At 70.4% G+C, this 19,746-nt stretch carries 12 protein-coding genes; 3 read left to right on the top strand and 9 right to left on the bottom strand.

Annotation, left to right across the window (positions count from 1 at the left end; genetic code table 11):
* Positions 1-73: 73 nt before the first annotated feature.
* The 4 genes from WMF46_RS12480 to WMF46_RS12495 form a co-directional block, all read right to left on the bottom strand.
* The gene (locus tag WMF46_RS12480; protein WP_437985820.1) at positions 74-1,204 is read right to left on the bottom strand and encodes a hypothetical protein; all 1,131 of its coding nucleotides are present in this window, start codon (positions 1,202-1,204) and stop codon (positions 74-76) included.
* A gap of 198 nt (positions 1,205-1,402) precedes the next feature.
* On the bottom strand, positions 1,403-4,690 hold the full coding sequence (locus tag WMF46_RS12485; RefSeq protein WP_437985821.1) for a beta-propeller domain-containing protein: 3,288 nt from the start codon (positions 4,688-4,690) through the stop codon (positions 1,403-1,405).
* 497 nt (positions 4,691-5,187) lie between these two features.
* Entirely contained in the window at positions 5,188-6,417 is a 1,230-nt protein-coding gene (locus tag WMF46_RS12490) for an ATP-binding protein (protein ID WP_437985822.1), read from the bottom strand.
* A 124-nt stretch (positions 6,418-6,541) separates the two neighbouring features.
* Entirely contained in the window at positions 6,542-8,035 is a 1,494-nt protein-coding gene (locus WMF46_RS12495; RefSeq protein ID WP_437985823.1) for a protein kinase domain-containing protein, read from the bottom strand.
* 772 nt (positions 8,036-8,807) lie between these two features.
* Here WMF46_RS12495 and WMF46_RS12500 point away from each other — a divergent pair.
* Complete coding sequence (locus WMF46_RS12500; protein WP_437985824.1) at positions 8,808-9,179, top strand: response regulator; 372 nt, start codon at positions 8,808-8,810, stop codon at positions 9,177-9,179.
* Here WMF46_RS12500 and WMF46_RS12505 read toward each other — a convergent pair.
* On the bottom strand, positions 9,148-14,643 hold the full coding sequence (locus WMF46_RS12505) for an AAA family ATPase (RefSeq protein ID WP_437985825.1): 5,496 nt from the start codon (positions 14,641-14,643) through the stop codon (positions 9,148-9,150). The genes WMF46_RS12500 and WMF46_RS12505 overlap by 32 nt on opposite strands.
* Before the next feature lie 547 nt (positions 14,644-15,190).
* Here WMF46_RS12505 and WMF46_RS12510 point away from each other — a divergent pair.
* A complete protein-coding gene (locus WMF46_RS12510) occupies positions 15,191-15,343 on the top strand; it encodes a hypothetical protein (protein WP_437985826.1) in 153 nt (50 codons plus the stop codon).
* A gap of 114 nt (positions 15,344-15,457) precedes the next feature.
* On the opposite strand, the gene WMF46_RS12515 is transcribed toward WMF46_RS12510, so the two are convergent.
* Positions 15,458-15,895, bottom strand: coding sequence for a nucleotide triphosphate diphosphatase NUDT15 (locus WMF46_RS12515; protein ID WP_437985827.1), 438 nt, complete (start codon positions 15,893-15,895; stop codon positions 15,458-15,460).
* 193 nt (positions 15,896-16,088) lie between these two features.
* On the opposite strand from WMF46_RS12515, the gene WMF46_RS12520 reads away from it, so the two are divergent.
* A complete protein-coding gene (locus WMF46_RS12520) occupies positions 16,089-16,811 on the top strand; it encodes a hypothetical protein (RefSeq protein ID WP_437985828.1) in 723 nt (240 codons plus the stop codon).
* Positions 16,812-16,929: 118 nt separating this feature from the next.
* Here WMF46_RS12520 and WMF46_RS12525 read toward each other — a convergent pair whose 3' ends face one another.
* From WMF46_RS12525 to WMF46_RS12535, 3 genes are all read right to left on the bottom strand, one after another.
* A complete protein-coding gene (locus WMF46_RS12525) occupies positions 16,930-17,811 on the bottom strand; it encodes a tRNA1(Val) (adenine(37)-N6)-methyltransferase (protein WP_437985829.1) in 882 nt (293 codons plus the stop codon).
* Between the two features lie 73 nt (positions 17,812-17,884).
* Complete coding sequence (locus tag WMF46_RS12530; protein WP_437985830.1) at positions 17,885-18,577, bottom strand: hypothetical protein; 693 nt, start codon at positions 18,575-18,577, stop codon at positions 17,885-17,887.
* A 149-nt stretch (positions 18,578-18,726) separates the two neighbouring features.
* The gene (locus WMF46_RS12535; RefSeq protein ID WP_437985831.1) at positions 18,727-19,650 is read right to left on the bottom strand and encodes an SIMPL domain-containing protein; all 924 of its coding nucleotides are present in this window, start codon (positions 19,648-19,650) and stop codon (positions 18,727-18,729) included.
* Positions 19,651-19,746 lie beyond the last annotated feature (96 nt).

A 19,746-nucleotide genomic window follows, 5' to 3' on the forward strand; every position in this document is an offset into this window, starting at 1 on the left:
GCGGCTTTGCGGCTTTGCGGCTTTGCGTTGAAATCTCTCCCCGGATCGCTGGCCGGACCTCTGGCGGGCGGAACTAGCCGGAGCGCCGGAACAGGCCCAGCAACCGCCTGAGCAGCCCCGGCTTCGGGGTCGGCGCGTCTGCCGCCGGCGCCGGCGCCGCCTGGTTGCGGCGTGCTGACCTTGGCGCCGCGTCGCGGGGCTTCGCCACGGCGGCGTCGCGGGGCTTTGCTGCAGCGGGAGGCGCTCCGGGCTCCTCACGGGCGGCCTCCACACCCTGGTCCGCGGTGGGCTCGGCCGCGCGGCTCGGCGCCTGCTTCGCTGCCTTCTTTTCGGACCGCGCCTGGACTCTGGCCTTCATTGCCTCCTTGGCGGTGAGCGCGGGCTTCTTCTTCCGTGGGAATGCGGCGCTCGGCGGAGGCACCCACACGGCGTCCCGGCGCGGCTCGGGGGTCGCCGTCGTCTCCGGCGCCGGAGCCGGCGCCACGCCGCGCGTCTCGGCGGGCTGCGGCTGCCGCGACGCCTTGGAGGCGTTCGCCTCTCCCGCGGCGGGCGCGCGCTTCGCCTCGGCGAGCGCTGCGTTGCGCTCCGCCTCGCTCTGCGCGGGGTCCGCGGCGGGGTCCGCGCGCTGCTCTCGCGTGGCGGCGCCCGGCGCTGGATGGGCCGCGGGCGCGCGGGTCTGGGCAGCGCCCCCGGCGCCTGTCCGGCCGCGCGGCGTCGCCCCATCCCGCGCCCCCCTGGCGTTGTCCGGCGAGCGGCGCTCGGCCGCGTTGCCGTCGCGTCCTGCGCGCGCCGCCGGCCCGCTGTCGCGTGCTGCGCGCTCCGCCGGCCCGCGCTCGCGCGCTCCACGGTCGGCAGGTCCGCGCTCCGCTGGCCACGCCGGGCGCCGCGGCGGCGGCTCCTGCGCGGGCGCTGGCGTGCGCGGCCGGCGCATGTCGATGACCCGCGGTGGCCGCGATCGAGCCGGCGCAGCGGCGGCGGGCGCAGCGGCGGCGGGCGCAGCGGCGGCGGGCGAATCGGCGGCCGGCGCCACCACGGCGTCTGCCGCGCTCGCTGCGCCCGCCGTCGTGGTCGTCGTCGTGCCGCCGGAAGAGGCCTCCGCGCCCGCCTCCGCCGGCCCTCCGGCGGCTTCCGTCGCGCGCTCCTCGACGGGCCCCGCGCTCTCCGGTTGCCCCTCTCCGTTTTCCGCTGTGCTTTGCTCGACCATGGGGCTCCTCCATAGCGTTGTCGGGCGCTCCGCGAAACCGGATCTCACCGGCTCCCACGCGCGGCCCGCGCGGTGCGTATCGTTCGAAGAGGGAAAAGAGGGATGAGGCGGCCGCGCCGGGCGGAGCTGCGCGCCGCGCGCCATTGCGGCAAGCCGGCCCGGTGCGCTCGGCCCCGGCCGGCTTGCCCAGCGGCCCGGCTACTCGCCCAGGTAGGGGACGAGGTTGACGGCCTCGCGATCGAGCTGGTGAATCCCGAAGCGGCGGGCGGCGAACAGGACCTCCTCGCCGCTGGTCACGAACGTCTCGGGCCAGCCCCAGAGCGGGAAGAACGCCTGTGCCTTCGGCGCCTCGGGCTCCTCGAGGGAGATCGCCAGGGCGCCGCCCGGCACCTCGAAGAGCGCCCGCATGTCGGCCGTGTGGCGCAGCGACGCCCACGAGGCGAGTCGGACGGTGGAGAGCACGTCGAACTCGGGGATCGCGGGGCTCTCGTTCTCGTTCTCCGGCTCGGGCGGCGGCGCCTCACCCGCCGGCGCGAGCGTGGTCAGCTTCTGGTTGGGATCCCAGCCGGCGTACCACCCGCTGCGCGGGCGCCAGATCAGGCTGTGGGACAGGACGGGCAGCCCGCGGCCGTCGATGGAGATCGCGTTGACCTGGCGGTCCGGGAACTTCTGGTACTCCTGCAGGTACGCCAGCCCCTCGTGCACCTCGAGCCGCGCGATCGCCGTCTCGATGAACTGCTGGCCCCACACCCTGTCCCTCGCGAAGATCGACGCGCCCTGGATCGCGAGCACCTCGCCGGGCACGTTGATCCCCGGAGCGAGCGCCGGCTGCGACGGGTTGGTCAGGTCGAGGTGCGTGAGGAAGTACTGCGTGCGCGGGCGCGGGTCGTCCGGCGCGCGCCCGCTGATCGAGCGCTTGATGTTGAAGTAGAGCTCCCCGTCGTCGTTGAGGACGTTCACGGTCTCGTTGTCGTCCGGCAGCGCGACGGCCGGCGCCACGGTCGGGTGGTCCGGGTCGGAGAGGTCGACAACGTGGACCTCCACTTGTGCCCAGCTGCGGCGCGGGACGTACTCATAACAATACGTCGACGTGATCCCCACGATGTCGTTCCGGTCGACCTCGACCGGCGTGCAGCTCGTGTCCGCGCCGGGGTGGTCCGTGCACTCGGCGAACCCGCCGTTGCAGTACTCCTCGCCGCCGATGTTGCGGCACGTCCGCTCTCCGGCCATGTACGTGCAGCCTTCCTGCCCGAAGCAGCCCGGATCCTCGACCGAGCTGGTCCGGCACGCCCAGCCGACCCCGAGGTCCTCGGAGTGGCCGATGACGCGCAGGAAGGCGAGGGCATCGCGCGCGGGGTGCACGGTCGAGAACGAGCTGGCCCCGCCGTGGTAGCCGCCCGTGGCGGGGAGATCGCTCGTGTCGAGCGTGCCCGCGCGCCGCGGCGCGGTCGGATCGGACAGGTCGATCACCTCGAGGTGGGTCACCTTGCCCACCCAGTTCTCGAAGGTGGTGGTCAGCGACACGAGCAGATCGCCCACCTGATGGAGCTCCGCGTCGGCCGGCAGATCGAAGGCGGCGATCGGCTGCGCGAGCTGGGTGAGCCCGGCGCTCGGCACGACCTCCGCCTTGACCTTCCGGTTCTCGGCGGGGGTCCAGTAGAGATCGTAAGGCATCTTCACGCGGACGCGGTGCTCGCCGAACGCGAAGACCTTCACATAATCCGGGGCGAGATCGAGGTGTCCGAGCTTCTCGGGCGTGTCGAGCTTGTCCTGCGCGTAGAGGGTGAGCTCCTCATCGGAGACGTTCGCGGTGGCGATGTCCTCGGCGCGGAACGTGCGGCGCGCGGGGGTCCCGTGCTCCATCACGCCGCGGCGGGTCAGCGTGGTGTCCGAGAAGGTGAAGATCTGCACGCCGGAGAACGGCCGCCGGGTGTTGTCCACGACCCTGCTCGCGGAGAACGGGAGCAGCACGAGGCCCGTCTCGGGCTCTCCGCTCGCCGCCACGGCGTCCACCGCGTCGTCGAGCACGGTGAACGCGCGGTGATCCCAGTCGGCCTCGGACCAGCTCCAGCCCTGGGCGCCGCCGTCGATCTCGGCGCGCGCCACCAGGGGATCCTGGCTCGTCAGATCGGTGATGTCGTAGAGGCTGGCCGCGAGCTGCCGGCCGTTCTGATCGTTCACGCCGATGCCGATCAGGCGGGTCGCGCCGAAGACCGGGCGGAAGAAGTTGTTCCACCCGGACACGATGAACTCGCTCTCCTCGGTGACGTTCCCGCTCGGATCGATGGAGAAGGCGTGGAAGGGGTCCTGGCGCCGGTAGGTGACCGCGAACGCCCTGTCGTCCAGGAAGATGGCGCCGTAGAGCGACTGCTCGGCGCCGAACTCCTCGCTGTCGATCGGCACGATGTTGTCGGGATCGGCCGCGTTCCACGTCTCGAGGTAGCTGGGCGTCCCGTCGGCCCACTGCGGACCGGAGAAGACCCGCAGCATGTTGTCGCGGAAGTCCATGTGGAACTGGGAGCGCACGTAGCTGGCCGTGCTCACGCTGTCGCGCAGCACCATCGACCCGTCGCGGTTCGAGATGTCGATGATCGAGATCTCGCTGGGATCCTGCGACCAGCTGCCGCCGTTGCGCGCCACGAGGAGCACGTCCGCCTCGGCGTGGATGGCGGTCACGGCGTCCCCGAGCTCGATCTCGCCGCGCTCGATGAGCGCGTCGGCGCCGACATCGAAGCTCTGGACGAGGGTCTTGTTGACCCACTGGAACTGCCCGGGGTTGATCTCCTCGAGCTCCGAGCCGTTCGAGGCGATGTAGAGCGAGCTCGCGCTCTCGCCGCGCGCGAGGCGGCTCGTCATGATGGCGCCCGTGACCGGGTATTGCGACAGGAGCTTCGGCGCGGCGCGGTCGGCGATGTCGATGAACAGCACGGTCCCGCCGGTCCGCCGCTCCACGGTCAGGCCGTCGGCCTTGAGCTGGTAGCCGGCCCAGTCGTTCAGGAGCACGACCGCGCGGTCACCGACGACGTACATCTCGACCGGGGTGCCGGCGATCTGCATCTGGCCCAGGAACTTCGGGTCCGACGGGTCCTGGATGTCGATGACCTGCAGGCCGCGGAAGGTGTTGAGGTTGAGGAGCTGCCCGTCGCCGAGGACGCGGTAGATGTCGCCTTCCTCGAGCTCGCGGCTCTCTTCTTCTTCCTCCTCCTCCTCTTCTTCCTCTTCTTCTTCCTCCTCGCCGAGGTACCCCTCGGTGAACGGATCATCGGCCGACACGAAGTCGGTGGGCCCCTCCGGGGTCTCGGGCTCTTCGGGCTCTTCGGGCTCTTCCTTGGGAGGATCGGGCTCCTCCTCCTCGGGCGGAGGGTTCTCGTTCTCTTCTTCGGGTGGGGTCTGCTCCTGGGGCTCGGGCTTGTTGTCGTCGCTCCCGCATCCCTGTCCGAGCAGCAAGAGGAGCGCGGCCATCACGCTGGCCTGCGCTGACAGCACACCTCTGAATAGTGCTCTTCTCTTCGCCACAGCTACTCCTCCCTGGCACCTCGCATGAGGTGCGGAGACTGCGCACATCGATGTGTCCTACACGGTTCAACGTGGTCGGAACGTCGCGGTCCGAGGGCGGCGGTGCGGCGAGTCTCCGGCGAGCGGTCGAGGGCGCGTCCGGCACGGCGCATCCCGCGATCGAGCCGGTCTTCGCGGCTTCGCACTACCGCGGACCGTGAGCTTGCATCCAGCGGAGTATCCACCTTCTGGAGGAGCCGCTCAACGCGGAATGCTGTGACGGAACGGAGGCAGAGCGGATGGCTCTGCGCGGCGCAGGATGGGTTCTTGGGTGGAGCGGAGCGCCGAACGCTCACACGTGGCGGCGTCTGCCCACACAACGGTTCGGACAGCGCTGGTTGCCGTCGGCTCGTGCCGGTCTGCGGGGCACTCGACGCCTTCTATCGTGACGTCGAGCGGCGCGGGACCCGCGCTCGCCCGCGCCCCCGTCACGCGGCCTCTTCCTTCTCCTCCGCCCGCGCCACCGGCAGCGCCACGAAGAACGTCGATCCCTTCGAGACCACGCTCTCCACCCAGATCCGCCCGCCATGGCCCTCGACGACCCGCTGCGCGATCGCCAGCCCGAGGCCCGTCGAGCGCTCCCCCCCGGTGCTGACCGTCCTCGCCCGCCCGAACGGCCGGAAGAGCTTCCCGAGGTCCTCCGCCGCGATCCCGGGCCCTTCGTCCTTCACCGACAGGATCACCTCGGCCCCCCCGCCGGCGTCCTCCCCCCGGCCGCCGTGGACCCGGACGCGGATGGTCGTGCCCGGAGGCGAGTAGTGAATGGCGTTGCTGATGAGGTTGTTGAGCACCTGCTCCAGCTTGTGGACGTCGACCTCGACCCGCGGGACGCCCTCGTCGCTCTCGACGACGAGCTTCATGTTCTTCTGCCCAGCCAGCACCAGGTTGAGCGCCACGTTGGACTCGACGAGCTGGACGATATCGGTGCTCTTCCTGTCGAGGTTCAGCTTGCCGAGCTCGATCATCGACACGTCGAGCAGATCGTTGATGAGCGAGAGCATGAATTTGCTCGAGCTCCTGATCATGTTGACGATCTCGACGCCGCCCTCCTTGAGCAGCGACGACGGCTCCCCGCGCCGGTGGCTCATCAGCATGAAATCGCTGTAGCCCAGGATGACGCCGAGCGGGTTCCTGAGGTCGTGGGCCGCCATGCCGACGAAGCGGTTCTTCTCCTCGTTCAGCCGGACCAGCTCCGCGTTCTTCGCCGCGAGCTCCTCGTGCATCTGGACGAGCTGCCGGTTGCTCTCCTCCAGCGTGTCGGCGTACTGCTTGAGCTTGAGCTGGCTCCGCTTGTGCTCGATGGCGTAGCGGATCGTGCGCTCGAGGATCTGCGCGTCGAACCTGCCCTTCACCAGGTAATCCGCGACGCCCGCGCTCATCGCGGCCATGTCGATCTCCTCGTCGCCGACCCCCGTCAGCATGATGATGGGGATCGCGCAGCCGAGGTGGTTGGCCTCACGCACGACGTCGAGGCCCGTCCGGGCGTCGAGCCGGAAGTCGAGGAGGCAGACGTCGTAGCCGCCGGCGCGCAGCGCCCGGATCGCCTCGTCCGAGCTGCTCAGCCACGTCACGTCGTACCGGGTGCGGGGAGCGTCGCGGAGGAGCCGCCGCGTGACGAGGTGGTCGACCTCGTCGTCATCCACAAGAAGGACCTTCATCGCGCTGTCGTTCATCGGAAGCCTCGACCACGCCGGACATCGGCGCTCTCCCGCCGGCAAGCTTCGCGCCACGCCGCCTGCTCCACCCCCGCCGCGGCGGAGGCCAGGGTCTTCGCCCCGCCCCTCATGGCCGGCGCTTCTGCTCTTCGGCGACGCCCACGAGCGCGCGCGCCAGGGTGATGAGCTGCCCCGCGTCGAACGGCTTGACGAGGAACGCCGACGCGCCGAGGCGCGACAGGCACTGCCAGTCGGCCGCGCCCCCGGTCCCGGTCGCCACGATGATCGGGAAATCCCCTTGTGGGAGCTTGCGCACCGCCGCCGTGAGCGCGATGCCGTCCAGCCCGGGCATGTCGAGGTCGAACACGCCGAGCGACGGGCGGTTCGCTTCGATGGCCGAAAGCGCCACGGCGCCGTCGGGCGCGGTCTCGATGGCCGCGCCGGGCAGCGCCTCCGCGAGGACGCTGGCGAGGAAGCTGCGGAACGACGGGCTGTCGTCGGCGACCAGGACGCGCGTCGTGCGCGCGTACGCCGGCAGGGCGCCGCGCGCGTCGAGCAGCGCCTCGCGCAGCGCCTCCGCGCTCGCCGTGCGCTCGTCGGGCTCCTTGGCCAGCGCCGCGAGCACCGGCGCGTCGAACGACGGCGGCAGATCAGGGCAGATCTCGCTCGGCGGGATCGGGGGCTGATACGCGTGCTGCATGACCAGATCCACCGTGCTCGTGCTCTGGAACGGCAGGCGGCCGGCGAGCAGGTAGTACGCGACCACCCCGAGGGCGTAGACGTCGATGCGCGGCAGCAGCGCGGGATCGAGCTGCCGGCCCAGCGCCACCTCCGGCGCCAGGTACGCCGGGGTGCCCGAGAAGGCGAGCTCGATCCGATCGCCGCGGGGGATCCGCTTCGCGAGCCCGAGATCGGCCACCACCACGCGGAGGGCCTGGCCGACGAGGATGTTGCTCGGTTTCACGTCGCGGTGGGCGATGCCCGAGGCGTGGATCGCCGAGACGCCGAGGCAGACCTGGTCGAGGACGCTCAGCGCCTCGTCGAGGCCGAGCCGGCCCCCCTTGCTGTGGACATGGGTGTCGAGCGTGACCCCCGGCACGTACTGCATGACGAAATACGGCGCGTTCTCGTACTCGCCGAACGCATAGATCTCGACGACGTTCGGGTGGTGGACGCGCGCCATCGCCCGCGCCTCCGCCAGCAGGCGGGCCTGCATCTGCGCGTTGTCGAGCTGCTCCGGCCGGAGCAGCTTGATGGCGACGTCCCGCTGGAGCTGCTCGTCGCGCGCCAGGAGGATGACGCCCATCGCCCCCTCTCCGAGGCGACCGATGACGCGGTAGACCCCTCCGAGCAACGTGCCCTCGGGCGGCACCTGAACCGGGCTGCCTCCCTCGTGCAGGCTCGAGCGCGCCGCGGCCTGCCAGAGGTCCTCGTCGCTCAGCGTCGAGCCGTCGCCGTTCCGCTCGGCCGGCGGCTCGGCCCGCGTGGGGGGACGGTCGCGCACCACGGTGTCGACGCCCTGCAGCGTATCCGCGGCGTCGGGCGCGAGCGGCGCGGGGGGATCGCCGCCGTTCGCGCTTCCAGAGCTGAAGCTGGGCGAGCCGTCCGCCGCGTCTGCCATGGTGCGCATGATACGTGCCCTGCGCATGCCTATCAACGGAGAGCGACACGCGCTCCAGCTGCGAAGCGCGGTGCACGCGGCGGTCTGACGGCGCCTCGCGGGCGCGTCACGGTCAAGCGGGATGTCGCTGCTGTGGCAGGATGCCACGCTGCGCGGCGACCGTGGCTTTGCGCCGCGCTCGCCGGACGGCCCGCGGCGAGGCGCGGCGCCGCGCGGGGGGGGGCCGGGCGGGCGGCTGGCTCACGCGGCTCGGGGCACGCCGAAGAAGCGATGGCCTTGACGCGTGTCGCCGGCCTCGATTGTTTCAGCCTTCCAGCAGCGATCCCTCTCGTCAATCCATGGCGAGCTTCGCCTTTCCCCGCCGAGCATGGCGACGGGCGAGCCAGCACGGCGGCCGGGTCGTCACGATCACCTCGGTCGTGGGCTTGCAGGCAGCGCCAGGCCGCATGCCTGCCGTCGGACCTGCCTGTCGGCGGAAAGGCGGTTGCCGAGGGAGTAACCGCCCGGCGATGAGGGGCTTTCTGAAGGCTGACGTGAATCGGAATGGCTATACTCGAATGGCCATGAGGACGCTCTCGGTCGAGTCCGTCTGTGCCGGCGCGCCAGGAGCGAGGAACGGCTGTACAGTACATTACAGTACAGAAAATGAGTGCTGATGGCTGACGGCTGACGGCTAGCGGATCGATATTGAAGAGAGCTCGACGGAGTCATCGGGCTCCCGCCCTGAGTGAACGGAAAGGTGGCCTGAGCCCTATCGGTCACTCTGGGGGCCATGGAGATCGAGGTGACGATGAATATTCTCGTTGCGGAAGATGACGACGACCTGCGCGAGCTCGTGGCGATGACGCTCTCGGTGGAGGGATTCCATGTGCAGACAGCGCGGCACGGACAAGAGGCTCTGGAGAGGATAGGTGAACACATGCCCGACCTCATCCTGCTCGACATGAAGATGCCGGTCATGGACGGCCGGACCTTCGCGCGGGAGTTTCAGATCCGATACGGCCGGTCGGTGCCCATCATGGTCCTGACCGCGGCCGAGCACGCCGCCCTTCGAGCCCAGGAGATCGGCGCCGCAGGGTGGATCGCGAAGCCCTTTCACTGCGACCAGCTGGTCAGGATGGTACGGTCGCACCTTCGCATGTGAGGGGCAGGCGGACGTGGAACGTGCTGCCACGGCCTTCCTCGCTCTCGAACCACATCTCGCCTCCGTGGCGCACCACGATCGCGCGCGACAGGTACAGCCCCGTCCCCATCCCTCCGTAATCGTGGGGCGTATCGGTGTGGGCGCGATGGAAGCGCTCGAAGATCCGCGCCCGCTTCTCCACGGGGATCCCCACCCCCTGGTCGCGCACGGACATCAGGACGTCGAGCGCGTCCGCCATCCGCACGTCCAGCTCCACCTCGCCGCCATCCGGTGAGTACCGCAGGGCGTTGTCGAGCAGGTGCGCCACGACCCGCTCCAAGAGCTCGCGGTCCCCCTGGAGCACCACGGGCTCGGCGCACGTGACCCGGATGCGGCGCGACCGCGCCCCCTGCTCCAGGCGCGCCGCCATGCGTTCGACGAGCTCCCCGAGATCCACGCGCTCGAGCACCAGATCCAGCCGGCCGAGCTGGACTTGCGAGAGGAACAGCAGATCGGCCACGATCCGCTCGATCCGGTCGGCGCCCCGCAGCAGCCCGTCCAGGATCCGGCGCTGACCCGGCGGCAGCTCCGCCGCCGTGCGCAAGAGCATCTCGGCATAGCCCATGATCACCGTCACGGGCGTCTTGAGCTCGTGCGCGGCCACGCGGAGAAACTGGTCCTTGAGCCGGTCGAGCTCCACGAGCTCGGTGACGTCCCGCACGACCGCCACCGCGCCCACCACCTGCCCCCCCGCATCGCGCATGGGCGACGCGCTCGTGTGCACGTAGCGGGTCCGCTCCGCGCCGGGGAGCGAGATCGTCCCCTCATCCAGGGCCACCGTCTCGCCGCCGAGCGCGCGCATGAGCGGCGTTTGCTCCGCTTCGTAGGGCGTCCCGTTCGGGCGGTCGAAGCGGAGCCGCTGCACCAGGTCCGCGATGGGCCCGCGCGCCTCGTCCGGGCTCGCGAGCCCTGCGAGGCGCGCCGCCGCATGGTTGGCCAGGGTGACGCGCCCGTTCCGGTCGACGACGAAGACGCTGTCGACCATGTTGTCGAGCACCGCTTTGATCTCCAGCTGGCTCTGTTCGAGGTCGGCGTAGAGCATGGCATTGTCGAGCGAGATGGCCGTCTGGGCGCCGAGCAGCTCGAGCACCCGGATCGTGCCGGCCGTGAACGCCCCCGTCGCGACGTTGTTCTCCAGGTAGACGAGGCCGCTCAGGCGCGCCTGCCGTACGATGGGGAGGCACAGCAGCGAGTGCGGCCGTCTCCGGGTGAGGTGCTCGTCCGAAGCGAACCGCGTCGCCACGGCGGCCTCGTCCAGGATGACGGGCTCACGCGTCCGCGCGACGTAGTGGAGGATCGACATCGGGAACGCCGCCGCCGAGGCCGGGACGCCCTTGTGGCTCGCGACGCGGATCTCCGTCCCGTCGGTCGTGGCCTCGGCGTAGACGGCGAGCTCGCCGTCGCGGACCAGGATCAGCGCCCCTCTCTGCCCGCCCGCCTGCTGGAGCACGATCTGCAGCAGCGTCTCGCTGAGCTTCGGCAAGAGGATCTCGGACGAGATGCTCTGCAAGGCTTTGACCACCGAGAGCAGGTCGAGCTGCTCGGGCGCGGCCACGAACGTGGCGGTGAGCGCGACCGATGGTCGCTCGACGAGCTCGGGGTAGCATCGGTCGAGGCGCTGGACTTTGCCGTCGGCGCCCCAGCGGACATAGCAGGAGCGGGCCTCGCGCAAGTAGGTGTCGGCGAAGCGCACGAACCCTCGCGCCCGGTAGAACCGAGATGCGAGCTCGAAGGCAAGCGCTTCCACGTGGACGAAGCCGCTGTCGCGCGCCGAGTGGACGGCCTCTTCATAGAAGCGCATGGCGTCGAGGTCCCGCCCCTCGGTGCGGGCGACCTCGGCTGATACCAGGGCGTAGCGGGCCCGGAAGTTCTCGGGGCAGTTGTCGGCCCAGAGCGCCAGCTTCTGCAATTGCTTCGCGAGCGTCTGCGCGAACTGCCGCTGCTGCTCGGCAGGGGCTTGCGCATAGAGCGCCGTCAGCGTGAGCGCGTGGTAGAAGTGATGCGTCGCCTCGATCGCCATGGATGCCACCTGGTGCAGCGTCGACGTGGCGCTGGTCGCGGACTCCAGCGCTTCGGCATGGCGTTCATGGGTAAATGCCGCGATCTGCTTCATGACGTGGTAGTATGTAATTCCAAGGCCGAAGCCCGCCTTCATGAGGGCCGCGATGGAGCTCTCCTCGTCGAAGGCCCCGTCGCTGAAGCTCGTGGGCGCCTGCGTCGCTCCCTTCAGGCTCGCTGCAAACTGCTCTTCGAGCCGGAGGACATGGTACACCACGTCATTGTGGGTCTGCCGGGCGAACGCGATGTGCTTCCGCGCGACATCGATGACATGAACGAGCGGCTCTCCGCTCTCCAGGAGAAGCCATGTCATGTTGTAGGTCAAGTAGCCGGCAAAGACGAGATCTCCGATGTCGAGGCAAGCGAGGAAGGCCCGCTCCATGAGGGGGAGGCTCGCCGCGAAGCGCCCGCACCAGACCCTGACGACGCTTGCGTTCTGGAAGAGCAGCTTCCCTTTCAGTTTCGCCGTGGCGCCCTTGAATCTTTCATTCAGCCTGAGCGCCATCTCGGAGAACTGAAGCGCGCGCGGGATGTCGCGGTAGAACGAGACCAGCACCATGCTGTAATTGCTATAGATGAAAGAGGACTCTTCGGCGTGCCCGCGCTGCAGGGAGACGCTCACCCCCTTGGCGGTGAGCAGGACCCAGAGCGCCGGTCGCGAGGTGTATACGATGGGGAACGATTCGGCGATCAGGCCGATGAGCGCCCGCGCGCCCTCGTCGGTGGCTACAGGCGCATCGACGAGGTCGGCGATGGGGCGCCCCTGCAGGGTGATCGAGACCTGCCGGATCTCGGCCTCCGCGGCCATCTGGATCTCCTCGTCGGACTCCGGGAGCATCACCCCGTAGAGCTGCAGGGCCTGGATCATGACCGCCACGGCGTCGCGGTGCCGTCCGGCGATCTGGTAGAGCCGCAGGCGCGATCGGTACGCCCTGGATCGGTCGGGCTTGGCGCTGGCGTTCTGGAGAATCAGGTCGAACAGCTCGTCGGCCTGCTGGAAGCGGCCGACGAGGTACTCGCATTCAGCGAGCTCCAGGTGGAGCGTGAATGTATCCTCGTACCGTGCGCTCCAGGCGTCCGGTGGCAGCAGGGATGTCGCCTGGGCCAGGTAGCTGCGAGCCGACGCGTAGGCCACCGAGGCTTTCGCCTTGGTCCCCGCCAGGAAGTTGAGCCGGCAGAGCGCCTCCTTCTCGCGCGGGTCGGTGAGGAGGTGGGCGCCGTGATTGAGCTGGTTTGCGACATCGAAGACCCGCTCTGCGATCCCCTGCTCTGGCAACCGAGACAAAAGGAGCCGGCCGAGCTGGAGATGCATCTCGGCGCGCAGCTCCGCCGGGATGAGCGAATAGGCCGCTTCCTGGATGCGGTCGTGGAGGAACTTGTATGTGCTGTCCACGCGGATGACGAGGCCCGCGCGGACGGCCTCCCAGAGGTCCGCGTGTACGTCGTGCTCCACGCTGCCGCGAACCATCGCCAGGAGGGCGACCTCGGCGGTATTTCCCAGACAGGCGAGCTGCTTCAGCGCTTCCTGGGTCTTCGCGGGCAGCCGCCTGAGCTTGCCGACCATCAGGTCGACCACGTTATCGGTGTAGCCCTTTTCGCGGATCTTCGCGACGTCCCACCGAAAGGCTTCCGTGCGCTCGTCGAACTCGATCAGGCGCTCTTCATGGAGCGAGAGGAGGAACTGAATGGCGAAGAAGGGGTTGCCGGCCGTCTTCTCGTAGGCGAGATCGGAGAGCGGCGCGCCGTCTTCGATGCGGCAGCGAAGCGCATCGCCGACGAACGCGGCGAGGTGCTCGCGCGGTATCGGGCCGAGCACGATGTTCGAGACGCGCGCGCCGTCTCTCCGCACCTCGTCCAACGTCACCAGGAGCGGGTGGGTGGGGGACACCTCGTTGTCGCGGTAGGCGCCGATGATGAGGAGATAGCGCGTCTCAGGGTGGGCCAAGAGGTCCTTGAGCAGCCCGAGGCTGGCCGCATCGACCCACTGGAGATCGTCGAGGAAGAGCGCGAGGGGGTGCTCCTTCTGGGCGAACACCCCGATGAAGTGCCGGAGCACCATGCGGAAGCGGTTCTGCGCCTCGGTCGGCGGCAGCTCGGGGACCGGCGGTTGCCGTCCGATGATCAGCTCGACCTGCGGGATCACCTCCACGATGAGCTGGGCGTTGACCCCCAGGACGTCGAGCAGCTGCCGTCTCCACGCCGCGATCCGCTCCTCGCTCTCGGCAAGGAGCTCGATCGCGAGCTCCTGGAAGGCCTGGACGAGCGTGGCGTAGGGGATGTCGCGCTTGTATTGATCGAACTTGCCCGAAAGGAAGAAGGCCCGCTCCCGGATGATCGGCTTGTGCAGCTCATGGACGAGCGCGCTCTTGCCGATCCCGGAGTATCCGGAGATGAGCAGGAGCTCCGGCGTCCCCGTGGCGACCACGCGGCCGAAGGCCTGCAGCAAGGTGGCGACCTCCGCCTCTCTGCCATAGAGCTTCTGCGGGATCTGGAGCCGGCCTGTCGTGTCTCGCTCGCCCAGCGCAAACGGCTCCACCCGCCCGCTCGCGCTCCACTCTGCGAGGCACCTCTCCAGGTCGCGCTGGAGGCCGCGAGCGCTCTGGTAGCGATCCTCGGGCATCTTGGAGAGGAGCTTCAGGGTGATGCGCGAGATCGTCTCGGGCACCTCGGGGACGAGCTCCGACGGCGACGTGGGAACGCGGGCCACGTGGCAATGGACCCATTCGACCGGGTCGCGCGCCTCGAAGGGGAGCCTGCCGGTGAGCATTTGATTGAACGTCACGCCGAGCGAGTAGAGATCGGTGCGGTTGTCGATGGCCCGGCTCGTCCGACCTGTCTGCTCCGGCGATAGATAGGGCAAGGAGCCCTCGATGAGCCTGGGGGGCTGCGCGCGCTGCTGCTCGCGGGGGAGGCGGGACGCGAATCCGAAGTCGGCGATCCTGACCTCGCCGGAGGCGGGGTTGACGAGGATGTTGCCGGGTTTCAGGTCCTTGTGGATGATGTCCTGCTGGTGAACGTCCGCGACCGCCGCCGCGATGCGGATCGCGAGGGGAAGGAAGCGCTCGATCCCCATGGGCGTCCCGAGCAGGTGATCGAGGGACTGGCCGCCGAAGTCCTCCAGGATGAGGGCCGGCATGCCCTGGTACGTCTCGAGGGCGAGCGGCTTGATGACGGCCCGGGCGTCGAGCAGCTGTCCGAGTTCGTACTCGTGCTTCAGCCGCTCGCGGTCCTTCGGGCGGCTGCGCCGCGGATCGAGCACCTTGAGGATGACCGGGCAGCGATCGGCGCTCCTGACCGCACGATAGACGACGGCTCTGCCATCGAGGGAGAGAGGCATGGTGATCGTGTACGGGGAGGCGAGGGGCATGGAGAGGGTTCCTGATGCGCGACACGCTCGGCGAGGGCGATGAGGCCGCGTGCGCGGTGCTCCACGGGGCTCGGGCATCGTCGGCCGGGCCGCCGAGCCGGACCGAGAACGTGATTGAGCGCATCACGCGGGCTCGAATCCATACCAGCCGGGCTCGGCGCCCCGTGCCGGCAGGACCCTGTGAAGACGTGACGGAGCGTGATGCCATGCGCTGTCGACATGAGTGTGGATCTTGTGCCTCACGTCGCAGGCGTCATGAGTCTGCGTTCCAAAAAAGGAAATGCAGCCAACCAGGCAAGGCGGGTCCGGCTACGCTTGCCCGGACGGCGAGCGCTGACGGGCCTGAGCGGCGGCGACGGCGCCCCCGGTACAGCCGGCGGCCGTGGTCAAGGCGGAGGTGGAGGCGGCGGAGCGAAGGCGGGGCTGTTCTGCGAAGTCGGACCGGACACCGTTGACGGCGCGGGGCCAGCGGCGGAGGCGGCGGAGCCGGGGGCTGCGGAGGAAGGGAGGCGGGGGCGGGCAGGCGGGCGGTTCGAGCATCGGGATCGTGAGCCTGGGCAACCGGCTGAAGCTGACCGGGGTGACGGTCGCCGTGGGCAAGGCCGGTGACGGAGGCGCGGGATCGGCGGGGCAAAATGGGGCCGCTGGAGGCAATGGCGCCGTCGGCGGGACGGCATCGACGCGATTCGACGAACGCTGAGCGCGAAGGAGAGATCGATAGGGAGATCACGACCGCGCAGTCTTCGCGCCTCTCCAAGACGAGGCCACGCACCGTCGCGGGGCGGCGGCGTCCTGCGCGCGCATGAGGCCGGGATCAGGGATTGTAGCGGCGGCCGCTGCGGTAGCTCGCGATGGCCAGCTCGACCGGGCGGAACAGCGGGCTGGGCAGCGCGTCGAGCGGGTACCAGCACCAGCCGGCGATCTTGTGGGGCTCGCGCTCCTCGGGCTCGCCGTCGAACTCCTCCGCGAGGAGCTGGATGTCCACATAGTGCTTGTCGTAGGCGAGGATGTTGCTGAGGCACAGGAAGGAGAGCTTCTTGACGACAAGGCCGCTCTCCTCGCGCACCTCGCGGATAGCGCAGTCCTCGAACGACTCGCCGAGCTCCAGGTGGCCGCCGCACCACGAGTAGCTGCCGTCGCCGTGGCTCCCGCGGCGCCGCGCCAGCAGCACGCGCCCGTCGCGCACCAGCATGACGCCCACGCCCACCAGCGGCCGCTCCGCGGCGTTCCCTCCGACGATCGCCTCTCCCAAGGACACCTCCCCGCACGCGACGCCGCCGTGCGTGGAGCGCGCTCTAGCACGGCGCGCTCCACGCACGGCGCGCAGCGGCGCCGCTGCGCGCCGTGCGTGGAGCGCGCCGGGTGGACCCGCTGCGCCAGCCGCGCCGCGTCGCGCACGGCGCCACCTCGCGCATGTGCAAGCGCCGGTACCGATTGACTTTTCAGTGAACACGCGTACCGTGCCAGACACGATGGATGCGTCCTTGCCCTGGGAGCTGAACCCCGTCCTCCAGCAGAGCCGGCTCGTCCTCCTGGCGCAGACGGCGGTCGATGTCCGCAACAAGGCGTTCAGCGAGGCGAACCGCGAGGAGGGCGATACAAGCTGGGGCATCGGCTGCAAGGCGCACGAGCGGTTCGGTCATTCCCTCTGCAAGCTGGCAGAGAGCGGAAAACATCCGTGGCTGTCCGTCCATCGAGACGGGCTGTACTTCATGCCGCACATCGAGGGCGTCGCCGTGCGCGTGTACCGCGGTCCGGCCGACAAACCCTCGCAGCGGCACCTCGAGGCCGCGCGCAGCGAGCACGGTCGCCGCTCGGAGTCGCGACAGATGGCCTTCTCGTTCATGGGGCAGGAAAACGAGCCGGATGGCCCGTGGTTCTGGATGATGGCCGTGGAGACGGACGTCGAGGGGAGGGCGCTCCGCGCCGTGTTCTTCCAGGCCAACGAGGCCGGCGGGACCCGACACGCATGGGAGGCCCCGGTCGAGTGCATGTCCGCCGAGCCTGCGCCTGCGCCTGCGCCCGAGCCTGGAGACAAGCCGGCGCGCCCGGCGCGACCGCGCGCGGCACAGGGCCAGCAAGCGAAGGATGCGCTCCTGTCGCGCGACGGACGGCCGCTGGTCCGCGCGCAGACGATGACCCTTCCGCTCGTGTCACAGCCGAGCTGACGGCCCGCGAACGAGGCAGAGCCGCTGGAACGAGGGCTGTCCTGTCGCGGAGTGCAGATTCGTGCGCTCCGCGACAAGGCGGTGAGCCCCCGCCGACACACCCGCGCAGGAGCCCGGGCTATACCGGCATTCCCATCGTCCGGCGGAGCGCGTCGAACTCCTCGGTGAAGCGCCCATTCCCGCCCCGCAACACGAGCGGCGGCTCGACATGGCACGACACCACGGCCTCGGCGCGGCGCAGGGCATAGACCGAGAACAAGGCCGCCTTGCCCTCCTTGGGCATGACGTCGCGCCACGCCTCGAGCGCGAGCCCGGCCGCCGCCGCCGCCGCCTCGACGCGAGGCCGCTGCCACGCCGCCGCGCAGGCCACGAACGGCGCGCCGGGAGCGAGCAGCCGCGCGGCCGCGAGGCAGTAGTCCTCCACGCCGCCGCGGTGCTCGAAGCGGCACGGCCCGCACTGGACCCGATAGGACTCGATGCCGGTGCCGACCGGCAGGTACGGCGGCGTCCCCGTCACGAGCTCCGCAGGCGCGAGCCCGTCGAGCACCGCCGGATCGCGCAGGTCCCCCCACCGGACCTCGCCGCGCGCGTCGACGCCGTTCCACGCGACCGAGCGCCCCGCCATCGAGGCGCTCACCTCCTGCGCCTCCACGCCCGCGCAGCGCGCGTCCGGGAAGCGCCACGCGATGAACAGGAGCACCGTGCCGATGCCGCAGCCGAGGTCGACCGTGCGGCGCGGGGGCGTGCTCGCGACCCGCTCGGCCGCGAACCAGGCGGTCACGAGGTCGTCGGCCGACCAGCGGTGCCCGTCGAGCCGCTGCAGGATCCGGAAATCGCCCGAGAGATAGCAGAGGTCCTCGCCGGGGCCGGGCCAGATCTCCGGGCGATCCGGCGTCGCCGGCGGCGGCCCAGGGGCGATCCACCCGGGCGGCCGGCGCGCAGGGCGCACGATCCCGCCGCGCGGCGCGAGAGAGGGCTGGACATCAGGAGGAGCGATCATCGACCCCGTGTACCACGCCCCTGCGGCGCCGGGGGCGCGCCCAATGCCGCTGGAGCGCGGCGGCCTCGCGGCGTCAGCGGTCCGGGGGCGGGGTCACGCAACCGTCCTGGAGTGAGGGATCATCGCAAAAGAGGCAGGGGGTGGCCTTGCAATCCATCGCAGGGCACGACGCGGGGCAGGCCGGGTCATTCGGGTCGCAGTGGATGAGCTGCCATGTGAGCGAGCTCATGTCCTCCGGGTCCGTCGGGCAACGGCACTCGGTGAAGGCGTGCGACGCAGTCACGGTGAGCGTGTGGCACTCCTTCTCGGGCGTCACCCCGTCTGTCGGGAGCGTGAAGTTGTCGAAGTCCAATTCGATCGTGAAGGCGCGCTGTCCGCCTTCGATGGTCCCGGCCGCGATGAACTTCGGGGACACCTCCCCTCTCCGGTACGGCATCCCGAAGCGGCTGCGCCTCCCATAATCGATGTACTGGGCAATCTGCACGGGGTCGCCGTTGTCCTCGGACAGAACCGTCACGCTGAAATTCAGGATCCCCTCCCGCCCCGGGACGATGTGGATAGGGAGGTGGGGAGGAGGGAAGACCGCAGAGAGCACCGGCGCGGTCTGCTCGGGATGCTCGTACGTCGGCGGCTCGAGCACGAGGCAGCCCGTGGTCGAGGTGACGAGCGCTGCCGCCGCGAACGAGCGGACGAGCGCCGCGGAACAGCGCGGGCGCGCCGCGAGGACAGGGGCACGGCGAAGGGGAGGGCGGGACGGGGCGATCATGGTGGCGCTGTGCAGGGGCCGATCGGGTCGGGGGCCGTGCTGGATGCTGGGACTTTACCCGCTGGGGCGACGCGAGGTTGATCTAGCTGGAATCTGGCGGCCGCCGCCCGCGGAGGCGCGCCCGCGGCCCCTCCGCGCGCGCCGCGGCGTCACTTGCGCGGGCTCGCCGGCGCGCTCTCCAGCGCGTAGACGACCTTCACCTGCGTGCCGAAGGGGACCTCGCCGGACGACACGGGCGTCCCCATGTCCGCGGAGTACCCGCCGGAGGCGAGCGCGGCGCGGGGGGCGTAGATGGGGCCGTGCTCGACGACCTCGCTGATCGAGACGACGCGGCCGAGCGAGACGCCCTGGAGCCTGGCGAGCGCCTCGGCGCGAGCCCGCGCGTCCGCGATCGCCTTCTCCCGCGCGCGTGCCTCGAGCGGGTCGGTCTCGTCGAGGCCGAACGAGACGCCCCAGACGTTGTTCGCGCCGGCGGCCACGGCGGCGTCGAGCACCGCCCCGACCTGATCGAGGTTGCGGATGACGACCATCACGGTGTTGCTCACCTGATAGACGTGCGACGGCGGAGGCGGCGCTGCCGGCGCCAGGTCGGCAGGCGGCGGCTTCGGCGCGGGCGGCTGAGGCGCCTTCGGTCCGCGCCCCGCGGGAGCCGCGGGCGCCGCGGCCGGGGCCGCCGGCGCCGGCGCGACCGCCGGGGCGGGCTGCGCGTAGCCCGTGGCCATCCAGGGCGGCACGTCGGGCTGCCGCACGAGCTGGATGGAGTAGTTGCTGGTCTGGATGTCCTTCTCGGCCAGGCCGGCGTTCTTGAGCGCGGCGAGGATCTCGGTCATGCGCGCCGCGGCGAGCTTCGTCGCCTCGTGCACCGTCGGCGCCATCACCTCGATGCCCATCTGGGCCCGGGCGATGTCAGGCCTCGCGCTGACGTCGCCGCGGCCGACGACCGTGATGGTGTTGACCTCCGGGGCGGCGGCCACGGCCGGCGTCGCCTGCGCCGCGCACGCGGCGAGCAGCGGTGTGACGGAGAGCATGAGCCCGGCGAGGTACGCGCGGGACAGGGAGCGCTGGTTCTTCATGCCCGTGCAACGCGCGCCGCCCAGGTCGGCTTACAGGGGGCGCGCGCTTCGGCGCCCGCGCGCTCGCCGCCGCGAGCAGACCGACGGGCCGCTTGC

This window comes from Sorangium sp. So ce117 (assembly GCF_051524395.1).
GTDB classification, from domain to species: domain Bacteria; phylum Myxococcota_A; class Polyangia; order Polyangiales; family Polyangiaceae; genus Sorangium; species Sorangium cellulosum_B.